This window comes from Acinetobacter sp. 802_lipA, assembly GCF_058242885.1.
The window spans coordinates 1,300,396-1,318,073 of sequence record NZ_JBZAYP010000001.1; the positions used below are offsets into that span (position 1 = coordinate 1,300,396).

The 17,678-nt window shown below is 42.3% G+C and carries 15 protein-coding genes and 3 tRNA genes; 13 read left to right on the forward strand and 5 right to left on the reverse strand.

All coding sequences use genetic code 11. The features are described from left to right. Nucleotides 1–366 precede the first annotated feature (366 nt). The 5 genes from AC4CU3_RS06600 to AC4CU3_RS06620 all read left to right on the forward strand — a co-directional run bounded on the left by AC4CU3_RS06600 (nucleotide 367) and on the right by AC4CU3_RS06620 (nucleotide 6,341). Entirely contained in the window at nucleotides 367–3,849 is a 3,483-nt protein-coding gene (locus AC4CU3_RS06600) for an Rne/Rng family ribonuclease (protein WP_279045333.1), read from the forward strand. A 170-nt stretch (nucleotides 3,850–4,019) separates the two neighbouring features. Next, a complete protein-coding gene (locus tag AC4CU3_RS06605) occupies nucleotides 4,020–5,861 on the forward strand; it encodes a long-chain-acyl-CoA synthetase (protein WP_279045331.1) in 1,842 nt (613 codons plus the stop codon). A 130-nt stretch (nucleotides 5,862–5,991) separates the two neighbouring features. After that, nucleotides 5,992–6,067: transfer RNA gene (locus AC4CU3_RS06610), tRNA-Lys, on the forward strand. A 19-nt stretch (nucleotides 6,068–6,086) separates the two neighbouring features. Further along, nucleotides 6,087–6,162: transfer RNA gene (locus tag AC4CU3_RS06615), tRNA-Lys, on the forward strand. A gap of 103 nt (nucleotides 6,163–6,265) precedes the next feature. Continuing rightward, nucleotides 6,266–6,341: transfer RNA gene (locus AC4CU3_RS06620), tRNA-Lys, on the forward strand. A gap of 143 nt (nucleotides 6,342–6,484) precedes the next feature. Here the strand turns inward: AC4CU3_RS06620 and AC4CU3_RS06625 are convergent. Then, on the reverse strand, nucleotides 6,485–7,129 hold the full coding sequence (locus tag AC4CU3_RS06625) for a hypothetical protein (RefSeq protein ID WP_279044910.1): 645 nt from the start codon (nucleotides 7,127–7,129) through the stop codon (nucleotides 6,485–6,487). 281 nt (nucleotides 7,130–7,410) lie between these two features. On the opposite strand from AC4CU3_RS06625, the gene AC4CU3_RS06630 reads away from it, so the two are divergent. Further along, nucleotides 7,411–7,686 carry a PspC domain-containing protein gene (locus tag AC4CU3_RS06630; RefSeq protein WP_004692583.1) on the forward strand — a complete coding sequence of 92 codons (276 nt, stop codon included), beginning with the start codon at nucleotides 7,411–7,413 and terminating at the stop codon, nucleotides 7,684–7,686. A 96-nt stretch (nucleotides 7,687–7,782) separates the two neighbouring features. On the opposite strand, the gene AC4CU3_RS06635 is transcribed toward AC4CU3_RS06630, so the two are convergent. Together AC4CU3_RS06635 and AC4CU3_RS06640 are read right to left on the reverse strand one after the other, a co-directional pair. After that, nucleotides 7,783–8,880 carry an HPP family protein gene (locus tag AC4CU3_RS06635; RefSeq protein ID WP_279044908.1) on the reverse strand — a complete coding sequence of 366 codons (1,098 nt, stop codon included), beginning with the start codon at nucleotides 8,878–8,880 and terminating at the stop codon, nucleotides 7,783–7,785. 110 nt (nucleotides 8,881–8,990) lie between these two features. Then, nucleotides 8,991–9,404 carry a lysozyme inhibitor LprI family protein gene (locus tag AC4CU3_RS06640; protein WP_010325818.1) on the reverse strand — a complete coding sequence of 138 codons (414 nt, stop codon included), beginning with the start codon at nucleotides 9,402–9,404 and terminating at the stop codon, nucleotides 8,991–8,993. 260 nt (nucleotides 9,405–9,664) lie between these two features. On the opposite strand from AC4CU3_RS06640, the gene glyQ reads away from it, so the two are divergent. The 7 genes from glyQ (at nucleotide 9,665) to AC4CU3_RS06675 (ending at nucleotide 16,262) form a co-directional block, all read left to right on the forward strand. Continuing rightward, nucleotides 9,665–10,654, forward strand: coding sequence for a glycine--tRNA ligase subunit alpha (glyQ, locus tag AC4CU3_RS06645; RefSeq protein ID WP_279044906.1), 990 nt, complete (start codon nucleotides 9,665–9,667; stop codon nucleotides 10,652–10,654). After that, on the forward strand, nucleotides 10,654–12,723 hold the full coding sequence (glyS, locus tag AC4CU3_RS06650) for a glycine--tRNA ligase subunit beta (protein WP_279044905.1): 2,070 nt from the start codon (nucleotides 10,654–10,656) through the stop codon (nucleotides 12,721–12,723). Before glyQ ends, glyS begins: the two co-directional genes overlap by 1 nt. 67 nt (nucleotides 12,724–12,790) lie before the next feature. Further along, nucleotides 12,791–13,792: a DUF4062 domain-containing protein gene (locus tag AC4CU3_RS06655; protein WP_279044903.1), complete on the forward strand. Its 1,002-nt coding sequence runs from the start codon at nucleotides 12,791–12,793 to the stop codon at nucleotides 13,790–13,792. Nucleotides 13,793–13,896: 104 nt separating this feature from the next. Beyond that, nucleotides 13,897–14,028: a hypothetical protein gene (locus AC4CU3_RS06660; RefSeq protein ID WP_279044902.1), complete on the forward strand. Its 132-nt coding sequence runs from the start codon at nucleotides 13,897–13,899 to the stop codon at nucleotides 14,026–14,028. Between the two features lie 292 nt (nucleotides 14,029–14,320). Further along, nucleotides 14,321–14,710 carry a hypothetical protein gene (locus AC4CU3_RS06665; RefSeq protein WP_004978867.1) on the forward strand — a complete coding sequence of 130 codons (390 nt, stop codon included), beginning with the start codon at nucleotides 14,321–14,323 and terminating at the stop codon, nucleotides 14,708–14,710. A 300-nt stretch (nucleotides 14,711–15,010) separates the two neighbouring features. Beyond that, complete coding sequence (locus AC4CU3_RS06670; protein WP_279044900.1) at nucleotides 15,011–15,532, forward strand: hypothetical protein; 522 nt, start codon at nucleotides 15,011–15,013, stop codon at nucleotides 15,530–15,532. 166 nt (nucleotides 15,533–15,698) lie between these two features. Further along, nucleotides 15,699–16,262, forward strand: a complete 564-nt coding sequence (locus AC4CU3_RS06675; protein ID WP_236769180.1) for a hypothetical protein — start codon at nucleotides 15,699–15,701, stop codon at nucleotides 16,260–16,262. 50 nt (nucleotides 16,263–16,312) lie between these two features. Here the strand turns inward: AC4CU3_RS06675 and AC4CU3_RS06680 are convergent, their stop codons facing one another. Next, a complete protein-coding gene (locus AC4CU3_RS06680; protein ID WP_279044898.1) occupies nucleotides 16,313–17,269 on the reverse strand; it encodes a 2-hydroxyacid dehydrogenase in 957 nt (318 codons plus the stop codon). Nucleotides 17,270–17,392: 123 nt separating this feature from the next. Next, nucleotides 17,393–17,587 carry a hypothetical protein gene (locus AC4CU3_RS06685; RefSeq protein WP_004692607.1) on the reverse strand — a complete coding sequence of 65 codons (195 nt, stop codon included), beginning with the start codon at nucleotides 17,585–17,587 and terminating at the stop codon, nucleotides 17,393–17,395. Nucleotides 17,588–17,678: the final 91 nt, after the last annotated feature.

The following is a 17,678-nucleotide window of genomic DNA, read 5'->3' on the forward strand; positions in this document are numbered from 1 at the left end:
CAGGCCACAGCGTTGATGCATATGGATCTGTTCAGTTGTAAAGGTACGATGATAATTCCGTATCAAGACACCCTATCCAAAAAGAAGGGTTGCTCTTCGAGCAAATGTGACAGTGAAAGTTACTTACATCCAATGCACCGCTTGTCCGCCAGTGAAACGCGCAGGAGACTTTAATCGTTTAAAGATTGAAGCCGTATTGCCATCATCAATATGTGAATCAAAACCGAAGCCGATCAAAAAGGCAGGTAATAAAACTCAGACCACAATTGGTTTATTTGAGATCTGAGTAAAATTGGTCCGTGATGTTTGATGTTCGCTACGTGTTTAGCGATAGTTTGCTGTGTATCACTATTAGGTGTTACACCCATGAAACGTATGTTGATTAATGCAACACATGCAGAAGAGATTCGCGTTGCACTTGTCACTGGGCAGCGTCTTTACGATTTTGACTTAGAGAATCGTACCCGTGAACAAAAAAAATCCAATATCTATAAAGGTCACGTGACTCGCGTTGAGCCTTCTTTAGAAGCCGTCTTTGTTGAATATGGTGCGGGACGTCAAGGCTTCTTGTCTATGCGTGAAATCGCAAATTCATATTATCAAGCAGACCCACGCCAAACTTCAAACATTCGCGAATTGATTACTGAAGGCACAGAGCTTTTGGTTCAAGTTGAAAAAGAAGAACGCGGTAACAAAGGCGCTGCCCTTTCTACCTTCATTTCTCTAGCTGGTCGCTATTTGGTACTTATGCCAAATAACCCGAAAGGTGGTGGTATTAGCCGTCAAATTTCAGGTTCAGTACGTGAAGAATTGAAAGAAATGTTGGCATCGTTAAATGTACCTCGTGGCATGAGCGTGATTGTGCGTACTGCGGGTATTGGCCGTTCTCAAGAAGAATTACAACTCGACCTACAGCACTTACTGGATCTTTGGGCGCAAATCCAAAATACAGCAAGTTCTGGTCCGTCACCAATGTTGGTTCACCAAGAAGCGGGTGTGGTGACGCGTGCAATTCGTGATTATCTACGTGATGATGTTGCTGAAATCTTAATTGATTCAGAGCAAGCCTATAACGAAGCCTATAACTTCGTAAAAGCAGTCATGCCTCGTCAAATCGACAAGCTAAAAACTTATACGCTAAATGAACCGTTATTTGCGCATTTTGGTATCGAAAGCCAAATTCAAACCGCTTATGAACGTGAAGTTAAACTTCCTTCAGGTGGTTCAATCGTTATTGACCAAACCGAAGCATTAGTGTCAATTGACATTAACTCTGCAAAATCAACCCGTGGTAGTGACGTTGAAGATACAGCGCTCAATACCAACCTTGAAGCAGCGGAAGAAATTGCACGTCAACTACGTTTACGTGACATTGGTGGTTTGGTTGTAATCGACTTTATCGACATGACCAAAGACCGTAACCAACGTATGGTGGAGGCGAAACTTCGCGAAGCAACACAAAGCGACCGTGCCCGTATCCAATTCGGTCAATTGTCTCGTTTTGGCTTGATGGAAATGAGCCGTCAACGTCTACGCCCTTCACTTGAAGAAGCAACAGGTTATGTCTGCCCGCGCTGTCATGGCACAGGTATGGTTCGTGACTTACGTTCATTATCGCTTTCAATCATGCGTAAAGTAGAAGAAATTGCGCTGCGTGAACGTCATGGTGAAGTTCAAGTACAGGTTCCTGTTGAAATTGCAGCATTCTTATTGAATGAAAAGCGTCACACGCTGGTTTACCTCGAACAAACCTCAGGTGTTCGTGTGACTGTGCTTCCGCACCCACACTTAGAAACCCCACATTACGAAATTTCGTATAACCCTGAAGGCTTTGCACCAACCAGCTATGAACGTACAGAAGCAACACGTTCAAGCGAAAAAGAGTTGGGTTACGAGTCATCAGAATGGCATTTAGATGGCGCAGATCATGTGCATCAACATGCCGCTCCTGCGCCTGCACAACAAGAAAAAGGCAACAAAAAACCTCGTAACAACGCGCCACAACAACAAGTCGCGCAACAAGCCCCTGCCCAAACGGCTCCTTCAAGCAGCCCATGTGCATGGCTAGAAAACTTGTTTGTACAAAAACAAGCTGTGACTGTCGATCAATCACGTTCTGCAAATAATGCTGCTGCTGCCATTGAGCAAATGGTGAATGGTGGTGCAGTGAGCCGTGGTCAGTTTGGTCAAGTTGGTACGCCTGCTGCGGCACCAGTTGCACCAAGCAATAATGTCTACATGAGCTCTGCACCTGTTCATGCAAAATCTGAACACCGTGAAGATAAGCATGTAGAGAAAGAAGAACGCGGCACACGCCACAACAAAAAGCGCCCTAATAAGCACAAAGAGTCACGTGAGCAAAATGCGCAACATGACAACCAAGTTCATGAAGAAATTGTGCAGGTCTCTCGTCAAGATCAACAGCGCCAAGATCGTTATGAACAACGTCCTGAACGCAATGAACCACAACGCCAAGACCGTCATGAACAACGTTCTGAGCGCGGTGAACACCAACGTCAAGACCGTCCAGAGCGCAGTGAACAGCAACGTCAGGAACCGCGTGACAACAAGCGTTCATCACGTCGCCAACACGGTGAGCAACAGCAAAACACTGATGTTCAAAACGAACAGCAAAATGCAATGCCACGTCGTGACCGCCGTAACCAACCTCGTCCAGAGCGCCCAAATCGCCATCGCGATCCAAGTGTACTGAATGAGCAAGCGACTGAAACAGCGCCAGCTGTGGTTCAAGAACCTCAAGTTAAAGTTGAGTTGATTGAAGCACCGCGTCAAGAAATGATCACAACAGCCCATGTGGTCAATGTCGATCAAGCGCAAAGTGAAATCGTGGCATTAACTCCGCCCGCACACACTGCAACCGAAACTAAGCCTCAACAAACTGCTGTTGCGAAAGCAGAAGTTGAAATAAATGCCGAGAAAGTGGTGCAGGAGAAAGCAACTGAAGTTGTAGCAGCACCTGCTGAACAACACACAGAGCAAAAACCACGTGAAAGCGTAAAACGTGCCAGCAATGACCCACGCCAACGCCGTCGCCAACAACGCGCTGCACACACACAGCAAACTGAAACACCTAAACTCACACCTTCACAGGTGCCAACTTTAGGTCAGTACACCATCAGCAGCTTGATTCGCCATGTCTATGGTGAAGACTGTTCAGTGCTGATTGAGCAGTTTGGTTTAATTCCAACCTTCAACCGTGCCCTTCAGAAATTTACTGAAGAGTATGCAGCAACGTTAAGCAAAACTGTGACAACGCCTGCTGTTGAAGCAGAGAAAAAACCGGTCACTCGTGATGTTGAAATCACAAAAGCGCAGCCTGAAGCAGAGCCAGTTCCAGTATTGGACCTGACACCGCCTGCACCTGTGTCTGAACAACGTGTTGCAAATGACCCGCGTGAGCGTCGTCGTTTAGCTAAACTGGCTGCTGAACAAGCCAAACAAGCGCGCGAAACAACACCTGTTGCTGAATCGTCAGCGCCTGAAACAGCGGTTGTTGCAGAAACGCCTGCTGCTGAAGCTGCGCCTGCTGTAACTCCAGAGGAAAACGAGCCTGCTCTTGTAACAGAAAGCGAAGCGCCTATTGCCGTTGAAAGCAGTGAAGTGAAAAGCATGGCTGATGTAGCTGCGGTTGAAGAAGTGGAAGTTGTTGTTGCTCCGGTTCAAGCCAAAGCGCCTAGAGCATCAAAGCAAGCTGAAAAAGTAGAAGCGACTGAAACTGTAACGGAAACAGCTGCGGACGAGTCAGATAAATCAGACTCGGACAAGCCAGTTCGCCCACGTCGTCCACGCGGTCGTCCACCGAAAAAAGCGAGCCCGACTGAATCGTAATTCGCCCTAGAGTTATAAATTTTAAAAACCTAGTCATGTCAGTGGCTAGGTTTTTTTGTTATTTTCGTCAGATTAGGTTGATTGCACTAGACCGAAACGATTAAAAGAACAAGTGTAGAAACTGAGCACTATTCAAACGCATTGGATTGCATAAAATAATTAGGATTCATATGAGCCAACACCCATCACATGACCTCATTGGTATTACTGACGTTGCAACAAAACTTCCTCAATTCATCAGTAAAGTTCCCAACTTACTCAGTGGATTAAAGCAAGCATATTTACGTACCCCAAACACCCCAGCAGGCCTCGGGATTGCTTTTGAAAAAGCAGTGAAGCGCAACCCTCACGGTATGGCCCTGCTTTTTGAAGATCAAAAATTTAGCTACCAAGCCCTCAACGAATGGGCAAACCAAATCGGGCATTATTTTTTATCCATCGGGGCAAAAAAGGGGGATGTCATCACAGTGATGATTGAAAACCGCCCTGAATTGGTTGCAACCGTGATTGCACTTGCCAAAATTGGCGTTACTGCGGCTTTAGTCAATACCTCTCAAATCGGTAAAGTGCTGGCGCATAGTATTAATCTGGTCAAACCCATCGCAGTCATCGTGGGTGAAGAATGTCGTGCCGCAGTTGATGAAATCCGTCATGATTTAAATCTCTCTGCGGATCGTTTCTATTGGTTTGCCGACCAAGAAACCCAAAAAGATGCAGGCCTTGCACCACAAGGTTTTAGTAATCTTGCTGAAAAAATTGATGCCTTTGCCAAGTTCAATACCCCAACCACACATAGTGTGCTGGGTAAAGATGGCTTGTTTTATATTTATACATCAGGCACAACCGGTCTACCTAAAGCCGTTATTTTCACGCATAGCCGCTGGACATTGGCTTATGGAACCTACGGGCACGTACTCAACCTCGGCAAAGACGATGTAATGTATGTCACCTTGCCGCTGTACCATGCAACAGGTATTGTGGTGTGTTGGTGTGGCGTGATTGCAGGTGCTGGCACCTTGGCTTTACGCCGTAAATACTCCACTTCTGCTTTTTGGAAAGATGTGCAAAAGTTCGATGCCTCTGCCATAGGCTATGTGGGTGAGTTATGTCGCTACCTCATGGATGCATCACCTTCAGATTTAGAAAAAGGCCACCGTGTCACCAAAATGATCGGCAATGGCATGCGTCCGAATATTTGGGACAAATTCAAACAGCGGTTTGGTATTGAAGAAATTTTAGAGCTTTATGCATCGAGCGAAGGCAATGTCGGCTTTAGCAATGTATTTAACTTTGACAACACTGTCGGTTTTTCACCCACGCCTTATGCCATTATCCAGTTTGATAAAGAAAAAAATGCGCCTGTTTATGATGCCAAAGGTGGCTGTATCAAGGTCAAAAAAGGCGAAGTTGGTTTATTGATTGGTAAAATTACCCGCCGCTCCCCTTTTGATGGCTATACCGACCCTAAAAAAAATAAATCAGTGATTCTTAAAGATGTCTTCAAGTCTGGAGATGCTTACTTCAACACAGGGGACTTAGTCCGCGACATTGGTTTCCGTCATGCCCAATTCGTCGACCGCTTAGGCGATACCTTCCGCTGGAAAGGCGAAAATGTGTCCACGACTGAAGTTGAAAATATGGTCAGTGAATATGACAAAATCACCGAAGCTGTAGTGTATGGTGTTGAAATTCCAAACACCAATGGTCGTGCGGGAATGGCTGCGATTATCCTGGCAGACGGCGCTGAACTGAATGAGCAGGATTTAGCCCAAATGCTCGTGAGCTTTAAAAAATGTCTGCCTGCCTATGCTGTACCCGTTTTCTTACGCGTACAAAAGCAAGTTGAAACTACAGGAACGTTTAAATACCAAAAGAACAAGCTCAAAGAACAAGCCTTTGACCCTAAAAAAACGGATGAACGCTTGCTGGTCCTGTTACCCAACAGCAGTGCCTATGCAGATTTAACGCAACAAGTCTTTGATAACATTCAAGCCTATCAATATCGTTTCTAAACTCAAATTGCTTGTTTTTTAGCTGCCTAATCGCAAATTTGATGTATTTATAATCAAACATCAACAAGTTTGCGATTTTTTACTTGCGCTCGATGCATATCTTGCTACAATACGCTCCATCAAATGATATGGGTCGTTAGCTCAGCTGGTAGAGCAGCGGACTTTTAATCCGTTGGTCCCGCGTTCGAATCGCGGACGACCCACCATTCCTTTGATACCCTTGATGGGTCGTTAGCTCAGCTGGTAGAGCAGCGGACTTTTAATCCGTTGGTCCCGCGTTCGAATCGCGGACGACCCACCATCTTTCTTGTAAAATCTAATTTTACAAACCTGCTCAGGTTCGAATGCTTTAAAAATTTCTTTTTTTAAACTTTCAGCGAATACTCTTTCGCACACCTTGCTCAGGGTCGTTAGCTCAGCTGGTAGAGCAGCGGACTTTTAATCCGTTGGTCCCGCGTTCGAATCGCGGACGACCCACCATTTATTTAAATCCTCTTTAATTGCATTGATGTGACATTTATTTAGCGACACGCTATTTAAGTCATAAAATTCGCACGCTGTTCATTTCTTCACTATTTTTATTCTTCAGTCTTATTCTGTTGCTTTGCCCAATTCCATTTTAACTATGAATTAAGCTCACGCTTTAATGTATACGCACGCTCTAATTTCGGAAAACCTCGTGCATACAATTTTTGGTTAGTGGCATCTAGATTATTACTTTTATCTAAATCCATTTGCAGCGTTTGCGAATCCACCACGCGATAATAAAAATTAATCCCCTCTTTACGATGCACGATCAGCTCTGTTCGCTCTTTATTCATGGTCCACGTATCACGGCGATAATTTAAGTTTGAAAAGCCAGGGCGTTGTTTTTCCGAAAAGACCTTACCTAAGCGTACAATGCTGCGATGCACCGTACCATCAGGTAAAAAATTGAGAATAAAATCAGCCTTCCCTGTTTCACAAGGGAAAAAATAACCATCACATTGAATTTGTGTGCGATAACGCCCAATAAACTGCTGTTCACTAATATCAAGCGTGCGAGGTGCATACTCCGAATCATCTTGCATGGTTGCCCGCCCTGCCACCTCAGTCAGCTTCTTCCCCGACTCAGCCGTAACAGCAGCATCCTCTACCGTGCTATTTTCATGTTGTTGTGACGCCTCCGACAGCCCACCATCACAGCCAGCTAACGATACACCAATTAGCGCCACCGCTCCTTGCAGTAATGCGCCAATCAAACCCTGATGCTTTCGTTTCAACTTCATTCCACACTCACTTTCTGCACGTGATTAATCTCCATAACCATCACGAATATTCCATCCTGACCCCTGGTGTTTTCTCGGATTCAAATGACTTGCTGACTTTAAGCAGCTGGCTCAACGCCAAATAGAGCACATTTTAGTCCTGATCAAAACCCCAGCTTTTATCTCTTTACATAACTTTACTTTTTAATTAGCTCCGTCACCTTTAAAAACGTAATTCCATCTCCATTTTTAAATTATGAGTGCATAAAGCCACTCAGATTTTAATTTTTAAGGAGACCTAGATGGCCAATGTTGGTTTATATCGCTCAAACCGCTCAAACATGATTGCTGGTGTGATGGGTGGTATTGCTGAACGTTTTGGTTGGAACGCAAATTTACTTCGTATTGTTTTCATCACCATTTCACTGTTAAGTGCAGCATTCCCTGGAATTTTGGTTTACCTGATTCTTTGGTTGGTGATGCCGAAACAAAAAGACCAAATCGAGCATTCTCCACAGGCTCGATCGGGTTATAGCAATACGATGCGTACCGTTAATCCAGATCATCGCAACCCATAAGCGCGCATCTTTCGTCTCAAAAAAGTTTCTTTTTATGCTACGACAACTTCCCCCAAAGTGTCGTAGCTTTTTTTTTACCTACGACACTCACATGACTTAGCGATGTTGCAACAGACGATACAACGCTGCAATCATATCAGCACGGCTAATGATGCCGACCAAAGCCTTGTTGTCAACCACAGGGATATAGTTAAAAGAACGTTCAACAAAGTACGGTATCAAATCTTGTAGTTCTTGATCCGGCTGTACCGTGACCACCTGACGTTTCATAATGTGCTTGACTTGATCTTGCCAAGAGGTACGCAAATCCGTTGCCTTTTGGAACCATTCCACCACTTCATATAAAGCTAAGGTGCCGCATACGTGTTCAGCTCGATTTAACACAGGTAAACTCATTAGATTGACCTGTTTAAATTTTTCAACAGCGACTTGAATGTCTTCATCTTCATATAAACAGAGGACATCTTTACTCATAATGTCCCGACAACGTAGGTCTATATGAAAGCGAGTATCGGCCTGCGCTTGGGCTTTTAAAATCAGTTTTTGTAAATCATATTCACTGATGTCGAGCAACTGTGTTTCTTGGGCTAAAACTTGATGAATATCTTCAGGTTGGATCGTGACCTTCTGGGTTGGGGTCGGGTCGGTGCTACGCGTATTGACTTGCGCCACGGTTGGGTATTGCTTCCCGAGTAAACGGTTGAACACAATCGCAATCACGAGAAGCAAGATCGAGTTGAGTAAAACAGGATAAAACACAAACTGATAACCTAACTCGTGTACCGTCTCGCCTCCCAACACCGCTGTAATCGCCACAGCACCACTCGGTGGATGCAAAGAGTCTGTCGTCATCATCAAAATAATCGACAAAGCCACAGCAACACTAAACGCTTCAGTTAAGTTGGAAATATAGAGTGCGCAGGTCACCCCAATGACGGCTGCAATCGTATTCCCAATCACAATATTCCATGGCTGAGCCAAAGGACTGGCTGGTACGGCAAAAAGCAACACCGAGGACGCACCCATCGGGGCGATATACCATGCATTGATCCCACCCAAAAGCCACCAACTTATGAGTGAAGACAGTGCTAATCCCAACAATGCACCTAAACCACAGAGCATTCTTTCCTTTAGCGGTAACACTTTAAAATTCGGTTTTAAGGTATTTAACCATTCAAGTTGCATATGAAACACAGCCACCCTTCTACTTTTTCGCACTTAACCGGTGCAAAATTATACGTGGTCTCACCAATAAGATGCATCTATTTTACATCTTATTTTTATGAGTAATTCTACTGAATTCTTTAGTGAACGTATTGCTGTAACTGTACAACCCGTTCAGCACACTGCTGCATAGGACAAAAAGCATACATAGGCGATCCAACATACTGGCCTGCATTATCACACTCTTGCTCAACATAGGCTTTCCACAAGCGTTGTGATTTCAAAATGGCTTGATAACGTTCAGGCTGCTGCCATTCGGCACTTTGCACCCGTATTTGATCGAGTAATGCCACAATTTGCTTTTCGTAGCCCTGTTTGGCTTGATCCGCACAAATTTGTACCACGCTATTGTTAATCCCTGCCAGTTGCTGCTCTTGAATGGTTTGCTCGACACATTGATTATAAACATCCAGCTCGGCCTCTTGCTGCTGTGCGTGAACCGCTCCACTGAACGTAGCCAGCAGAACAAGGATCTGATGATAAAATTTTGGCATGGGGGTGCTCTTGGTTTTATTGTGCAGAAATTTAATATAGCAAACTCGGGCAATTTGGCTCAAACCAGAGAAAAGACGGTCTATGTAATACACGCAGCTCAATCTTTTTCAACATACAAAAATCGTGCTATCTGACTTCTCTCACGCAACCACCACAGTTAAATTTTTAAATGAATGAATCCTGCTGAACCCTTTGCCACTCACTCGCAAAATCCTTATACTTAGAACCAATTTTTTCTTATATTTATAATGGATGCTGCATGAGTCGCGCCATATCGCATATTGATACATTCCAAGGCTTAATTCTTGCCTTACAAAACTACTGGGCTGAACAAGGTTGTGTCATTTTACAACCTTACGATATGGAAATGGGTGCAGGGACATTCCACACTGCAACATTCTTACGCGCACTTGGGCCTGAAACTTGGAACGCAGCATACGTTCAACCCTCACGTCGTCCTAAAGACGGTCGTTATGGTGAAAACCCAAACCGTTTGCAACACTATTACCAATTCCAAGTGGTACTAAAACCAAACCCAGATAATATCCAACAGCTTTACCTAGACTCGTTAAAAGCCATTGGTATTGATACCCTCACTCACGATATTCGTTTCGTAGAAGACAACTGGGAATCGCCAACACTCGGCGCTTGGGGCTTAGGTTGGGAAGTTTGGCTCAACGGTATGGAAGTGACTCAGTTTACTTACTTCCAACAAGTCGGTGGTGTTGAATGTTACCCAGTAACAGGTGAAATCACTTACGGTCTTGAACGTTTGGCAATGTACTTACAAGGTGTCGATTCTGTTTACGATCTTGTTTGGACCAAAGGTCAGTTTGGTACAGTGACTTATGGTGATGTATTCCATCAAAACGAAGTTGAGCAATCAACCTATAACTTTGAATACGCACCAGTCGACAAAATGTTTGAATTATTTGACTTCTATGAAGCCGAAGCATCTCGTTTAATGGAAGCAGAATTACCACTTCCTGCCTATGAACAAGTCATTAAAGCATCACACAGCTTTAACTTACTCGATGCACGTGGTGCGATTTCTGTAACCGAGCGTCAACGCTATATTTTACGTGTTCGTACTCTGGCACGTTCAATTGCACAAAGCTATGTGGCGGCTCGTGCCAAGCTTGGTTTCCCAATGGCAGAACCACATTTACGTGATGAAGTTTTAGCTCAATTGAAAGCTCAGGTTGAAGCAGAAGCGGCTCAAGCAGAAAAATCAGCGGAGAACAAATAATGTCTAAACATACAGTTTTATTTGAACTTGGCTGTGAAGAACTTCCACCAAAAAGCTTAAAAACTTTACGTGATGCATTGCAAGCTGAAACAGAAAAAGGCTTAAAAGATGCAGGTTTAGCTTTTGATTCTATCGAAGCCTATGCAGCGCCTCGTCGTTTGGCATTGAAAATTATCAATGTAGATGGTGCTCAAGCAGATACTCAAAAACGTTTTGACGGCCCTGCTGTACAAGCTGCTTATGATGCAGAAGGTAAGCCAACCAAAGCACTTGAAGGCTTTATGCGTGGTCAAGGCATTACTGCAGATCAAGTTTCAACGTTCCAAGCAGGTAAAGTTGAAAAAGTTTGTTATTTAAAAGATGTCAAAGGTCAAAGCCTTGATGTTTTACTGCCACAAATTTTACAAACCGCTTTAGATAACCTTCCAATTGCAAAACGCATGCGTTCTGCGGCAAGCCGTACTGAATTCGTTCGTCCTGTAAAATGGGTTGTATTGTTAAAAGACAATGATGTTGTTGATGCAACCATTCAGGATCATAAAGCAGGTAATGTGACTTATGGTCATCGTTTCCATGCACCTGAAGCGATTACTTTAGCCAATGCAGATGCATATTTAGATGCGCTTCGTGCTGCAAAAGTTGTAGCGAATTTTGAAGAACGCCAAGCAATCATTGACCAACAAGTGAAAGCTCTTGCTGATGAAGTCAATGCAATTGCGATCGTTCCTGCTGATTTACGTGATGAAGTGACTGCATTGGTTGAATGGCCTGTTGCGCTTCGTGCGAGCTTTGAAGAACGTTTCCTTGCTGTGCCTCAAGAAGCATTGATCACTACCATGCAAGACAACCAAAAGTATTTCTGTTTGGTAAATGCTGATAATAAACTTCAACCTTACTTCATTACTGTTTCAAATATTGAGTCTAAAGATCCAACTCAAATCATTGAAGGGAATGAGAAAGTTGTACGCCCTCGTTTGTCTGATGCTGAATTCTTCTTCTTACAAGATCAAAAGCAACCGCTTGCATCTCGTAAAGAAAAATTAGCCAATATGGTTTTCCAAGCACAGTTAGGTACGCTTTGGAATAAATCTGAACGTATTGCTAAATTGGCTGTGGCTTTATCTGCAATCACAGGTGCAAACCCTGCGGATGCAGAAAAAGCAGCTCTGCTTGCAAAATGTGATTTAACTTCTGAATTAGTTGGCGAATTCCCAGAACTTCAAGGGATTGCTGGTACTTACTATGCACGTATTGAAGGCGAAAACGATGAAGTTGCGGAAGCTTTAGGTGAACAATATTTACCTAAATTTGCAGGTGACGTTTTACCTCAAACTAAGACAGGTACTACGATTGCCCTTGCAGATCGTTTAGATACGTTGACTGGTATTTTCGGTATAGGTCAAGCGCCTACAGGTTCTAAAGACCCGTTTGCTTTACGTCGTTCTGCGATTGGTATTTTGCGTTTAGTGACTGAAAATAATCTTGATATTTCAATTGAAGAATTGATCAAGCTTGCTTTGGCTGCTTATGGCGATGTATTGAAAGACCACGACAAGACTTTGGCGGATGCTGTTGCATTCCTTGAAGGTCGTTACCGTGCGAAATATGAAGACCAAGGCGTTGCCGTTGATGTGATTCAAGCAGTTCAAGCACTTTCTCCAAAATCACCTCTTGATTTTGATAAGCGTGTAACTGCGGTGAATCATTTCCGTAGTTTACCTGAAGCTGCTGCTTTGGCTGCTGCGAATAAACGTGTTGCCAATATCTTGGCGAAAGAAGCTGCACCTACGGGTGAAATTGTTGAATCTAAATTGGTTGAAGATGCTGAAAAAGCACTTTATGCAGAGATTCAAAATGTTCTACCTGTGGTTCAACCACTTTTGGCTGCAAAAGACTATACCGCTGCGCTTTCTAAGTTAGCTGCACTTCGTGCACCAATTGATGCCTTCTTTGAAGGTGTGATGGTCATGGCGGATGATGTGGATTTGAAAGCTAACCGTTTGCGTTTACTGGCTCAGTTACGTGATTTGTTTACCAGTGTTGCGGATATTTCGGTGTTGCAGCATTAAGCTAATTATTTGAAATAAAATGAGAATCCTACTTAAATAAGCGGGGTTTTCTTTTTTGAGTAAAATAATGGCTAAACCACGTATTTTTGTTAGTTCAACATACTATGACTTAAAACATATCCGTGCTTCATTGAGCTTGTTTATTGATTCACTAGGTTATGAATCCATTTTATTCGAGAAAGGGCAAATTGCTTTTGTAAGCGATGATCCTTTGGATATTTCATGCTATAGAGAGACTGAATCAGCAGATATATTTGTTCTCATAATTGGTGGAAGATATGGTTCGGAAACAAGTGAAGTTCAAATAAAAGACAAAACTCAATATACAGATTATAATAGTATTACAAAAAAAGAATATGAAACTGCTAGTAACAATCATATACCTATATATATTTTAATTGAAAAGGGTGTATATGCAGAATATCAAACTTATAAACTAAATAAAGATAATGCTGATATTGAATACGCACATGTAGATAGTATTAATATTTTTAAACTGATTGATGATATTCATAGCAAACCTAGCAATAATCCTATATTTTCTTTCGAAAAATATAATGAAATTGAAGAATGGTTACGTGAGCAATGGGCTGGAATTTTTAAAGACTTTCTAGTACGCAGAGGTACTTCCAAAAAATTAGACTCTTTACAAAATCAAATAAAGAAACTTGAGACACTTAACTTTACCTTGAAAAACTACTTAGAAACGCTCCTAAAGGAAAGTGATCAAAATGAAAGAGATGCGGTAATTACTCAAGAGAATCAAAAAATTGATGAAATTATTAATCTAGAGAAACTCAAAGAAAATAAACTTTTTGAATATATCTTTAGAAACAAAGACCTTGATATTAATTCAATTGAAATCATTGATTTTATAGCTGTGCTTAATGAAAGTATAAGTTTAAGTGATTTTATTAAAAAATTAAAAAGCATTGAATCAATTGAATTACAAGAAGATAAGTACAAGCGTTTAACTTTTTTAAATAGGACCAATGCACCAAAATTACTAAATGATGTAAACAATTTAAGAAAAATTATCAACCTTCCTCCCTTTGAAACTCAAGAATAGTCTCAAATAAATATATTTACAGATAAACGGAAATTATTTTCCGTTTATAAATAAAATATTTCAAATAAATATTTATAGGCAAAACTATTGCTTCAAAAATCATCTTGGCTTCAGTATTAACAACTTTAGTCCTCACCACTTGCTCAACGACGCCGACCAATCCCAATGGACCTGTGGTTTTAGAACAGCATAAAAAATCTCTACTGAGCCAAACACAACTTGGCATTTCTGATTAAATGAAAAGACAACTGCCTTATTGAATTTACAAATAGCTTTGAAAGAGTTAAATAATTTGTATCTAGGTATATTGTGTTCATTCTTAGTCCATACAATTATGTAATTTTGATTAACTGTCCAATAATTACAATATCCTAAGGCACTTTCACAAAAATTAAAATTTCTGAAATTCTATATCTTGAACAATCTTTCTTAAATTGTATTAATTTACCCATACTTCGAGATGAATATTTGCAATAAGGCCCTAATTCCCTATACTCAACTTAACAACTCGCAACAAGAACGAACCTTATGAAATTAAAAACTGTACTTTTCGCTACTTTTGCTGCCCTTTCTATTACAGCATGTACATCTCAACCAACGATTCCACAGTTGACAGCGGGTGTATTACAAGAAGTCCAAGACATTGAAGTCTATCCGGACACAACCAATAACAAAGCAAAATTGACCAAATTTGAAGATAAATGTGTCATCGAATTTACCGGTAACCTCAAAGCAGGCAAAGTCGTAGAACAGTGGGCGTTCCGTGACTACACCCTCATCACAGGTGGCTCAGCAACCTTTGCACTCGATGGCACAAGCACAGCAACCAAATTTGAATTACACGATGCAGAAGTACAGAAAAACTTCCTCGCACTACGTAATCACTTTGCAAAAGAAGCCTTAGCGCAATGTAACTAAGCAAATCGTCATCACTGGTGCAACATCAGTGATGACTTCTCTCTCAAACACCTTCTGTTTCATATCTTTTATTTCAACACCAGTCTTCATACTTGTTACATTTAAAACAACGACCACGCATAAACTTACATAATTTTAATGAATTAACTGAACGACACAATTTTCAGCCCATTGTTCATGCGCTGTTGCCGCATTGTGCGACTTTCATATCAAATGCTATTTTTGAGCTAATTTCTGTCTATGATGACTGCTGTTCTGAACTCCTCATCGGGTTCTGTCATAAGAGGTAGAAAATCAAAGATGAAAGTTTTAACAAAGACACTCACCGCTTCGGCTTTAACCACTGCACTTTTAGCTTCCACTTCCCTATTTGCAAATACCGCAGCCAATACATCGGCCAATGTTCAAGTTCAAACCTCGCAGCCAAGTGTATTGCAAAACTTAAAACATGATGTCAAACATGCCGCGCATGCGACAGGTGAAACGGTTGAGCATGGTGTCGACAAAACCAAAGCATTCAGCAAAGAAAAATGGCAAGACACCAAAGAATTTTCAGCTGAAAAATCTGCTGTCGTAAAAGATAAGGCAGGTGAGGTAAAACACTCTGTTGAGCATAACACCAAAAAAAGTGGTCACTATATAGCGGATAAAGCGAAACAAGGCCAACAAGCGACCAAACAAAAATGGCAGGAAACTAAGCAGGCTGTCAGTGGTCAGCCCAAACGTGCAGACGTAAATGGGCAAGCCCAAGTGGAACTAGATACACCTGTTGCTAAAGCCAAAGTCGGTTCATCGACCGATGCTGCCGTTGGCGCGAAGTAGAAGTTAAACTCCTCCAGAGTTGAAAGAGTCCACATGCTGGGCTCTTTTTTAGCTATATACGTTTGCACACTACGCTTGTTTACAACCAAGCACATGAAATTCACACAAAGAGGCTTTATGCTAAAACGCTGATTTATGCACGATAGCCCAAGAGGTACACTGCTCTATGAACATGATGAAAACAACACTCTTCTGCGCTCTTTTAATGACAACAGCAGGTGTATGGGCACAAACAGAAACCACCACTCAGCAAACGCAAAAGCCAATTACGCCTTATGGTAAAAACCCCAACATCTTTCACGTTTGGGCTTATAAAACTCAAGAAGGTGTGATTAACACGGCGGAAAAAGTCGGGACTGCAACAGAAAAAGGCATCCAAAAAATTCGCCCTTCTGCACACCAAGCTTTGGACAGTGCAAAAACCATCACCAACAACACCGCAGAACAAGCCAAAGAAACAGGACAGCAAGTCACCCAAAATGTAAATAAAAAGCTGCATGAAACCAAGCAAGTGATAACTGGTCAAACGGATCAGCCTGCCCCCATTTACCAAGGTAGTTTAAGTCAACCGTCATCAGCACCCGTAGATGCTCCTGCGGTTCAAACACCGTCAGCCTCATCTGCACAGCCTGTCACCCCCCAAACAGTGAATGAACCCACGATTACCCAAGCACCATCTTCCTTTACACCAGCCCAAGCAGAAGAAGAAATTAAAGTGACTAAGCTTTAATATCAAAAAAGCCCATCATCTGACGGGCTTTTTCGTTGTCATTATTTGCTTTAATTCACCCGACGGATTGGCTGCCCAGCTTGAAAAGCTTGAGCATTTTCCACTAACTGCTGCACCATGCGTTGACGTGCTTCGACACTGCCCCACGCACTGTGTGGTGTAATGATTAAATTCGGCAGACGAACATCCAATAAAACATTACCCTCTTTAGGTGGTTCAACGGTCAATACATCAGTTGCTGCACCCGCAATTTCACCCTGTTTTAACGCGTCTGCCAAAGCTGCTTCATTGACAATTCTGCCACGTGCACAATTAATTAAAAAGGCCCTTTTTTTCATTTTTGCGAAAGCTTGAGCATCAATCAGGTCACGCGTGTCATCGGTTAATGGACAATGCAGACTGATAAAATCTGATTGCGCCAGCAAGTCATCAAAGCCCACTCGTGTTGAGTCAGCGTGTGGACGGTTTGGCAAATTGCCCACCAAAACTCGCATTCCAAATGCTTCAGCAAGTTTAGCCACCGCCTGCCCTAATTCTCCATAGCCTAAAATGCCCAATGTCTTGCCTGAAAGTTCAATAATTGGGTAGTCCAATAGACAAAACTGAGAAGCTTTATTCCATTCGCCCTGCTGCACCGCACGCTCGTATTGCAGGCAGGAGGTTGCAAGGTTAAGCATCAACATTAAAGTGTGCTGTGCCACCGCTGCCGTGCCATAACCCTGACAATTACACACCACAACACCTTGTGCTTTGGCTTGCTGCAAATCGATGTTATTGGTGCCAGTGGCAGAGATTAGAATCAACTTTAACTGAGAGCATTGTTTTAGGGTATCGGCATCCACCATTACTTTATTGCTAATAATCACATCTGCATCTTGCACACGCGCAACAATCGTCTCAGCATCGGTACTTGGGTAAAGGATCAGTTCATCAAAAACAGCATGCAGTGCATGAAAGTCCAAATCATTTTTATCTAAGGATGCATAATCTAAAAATACGGCTTTCATTGCTCACGTCCAGTTGTTCTGCATAATGATAGAGCGCTTATTTAAACTAACTCAGCTTCTTTTTTCAACGTAAACACTGTCTTCACCACTTAAAAATAGCCGCAACACACAGAAAAAAGCCCGCTATTTAACGGGCTTATTACGATGAATACGAATAGAAATACTGATCTGTTTAATCACATAAAACGTCAGGATCAGTAAGAGAATGAGACCACCACCGAATGTCAGATAGGCTGGGTCTAAACTTTGTGCCAGTACGCTTTGTGATGTTGAAATAAACAGTAATGTTATAAATACAGCCGACCAATGTCTTTGCATTGCTTCCACCCTATTTGATCTTTATCCGTATTGTTTTAAAGATAAACAATACTTTCATATTAAACCAAATAGGGCGCAAAACAAGTGCTTA

Excerpts from the sequence above, each read along its gene's own strand:
- AC4CU3_RS06655 (WP_279044903.1), top strand. The coding sequence starts at position 12,791 with ATGGCTAAACCACGTATTTTTGTTAGTTCAACATACTATGACTTAAAA.
- glyS (WP_279044905.1), top strand. The coding sequence starts at position 10,654 with ATGTCTAAACATACAGTTTTATTTGAACTTGGCTGTGAAGAACTTCCA.
- AC4CU3_RS06675 (WP_236769180.1), top strand. The coding sequence starts at position 15,699 with ATGAACATGATGAAAACAACACTCTTCTGCGCTCTTTTAATGACAACA.
- AC4CU3_RS06680 (WP_279044898.1), bottom strand. The coding sequence starts at position 17,269 with ATGAAAGCCGTATTTTTAGATTATGCATCCTTAGATAAAAATGATTTG.
- AC4CU3_RS06625 (WP_279044910.1), bottom strand. The coding sequence starts at position 7,129 with ATGAAGTTGAAACGAAAGCATCAGGGTTTGATTGGCGCATTACTGCAA.
- glyQ (WP_279044906.1), top strand. The coding sequence starts at position 9,665 with ATGAGTCGCGCCATATCGCATATTGATACATTCCAAGGCTTAATTCTT.
- AC4CU3_RS06630 (WP_004692583.1), top strand. The coding sequence starts at position 7,411 with ATGGCCAATGTTGGTTTATATCGCTCAAACCGCTCAAACATGATTGCT.
- AC4CU3_RS06685 (WP_004692607.1), bottom strand. The coding sequence starts at position 17,587 with ATGCAAAGACATTGGTCGGCTGTATTTATAACATTACTGTTTATTTCA.
- AC4CU3_RS06640 (WP_010325818.1), bottom strand. The coding sequence starts at position 9,404 with ATGCCAAAATTTTATCATCAGATCCTTGTTCTGCTGGCTACGTTCAGT.
- AC4CU3_RS06605 (WP_279045331.1), top strand. The coding sequence starts at position 4,020 with ATGAGCCAACACCCATCACATGACCTCATTGGTATTACTGACGTTGCA.
- AC4CU3_RS06670 (WP_279044900.1), top strand. The coding sequence starts at position 15,011 with ATGAAAGTTTTAACAAAGACACTCACCGCTTCGGCTTTAACCACTGCA.
- AC4CU3_RS06665 (WP_004978867.1), top strand. The coding sequence starts at position 14,321 with ATGAAATTAAAAACTGTACTTTTCGCTACTTTTGCTGCCCTTTCTATT.
- AC4CU3_RS06600 (WP_279045333.1), top strand. The coding sequence starts at position 367 with ATGAAACGTATGTTGATTAATGCAACACATGCAGAAGAGATTCGCGTT.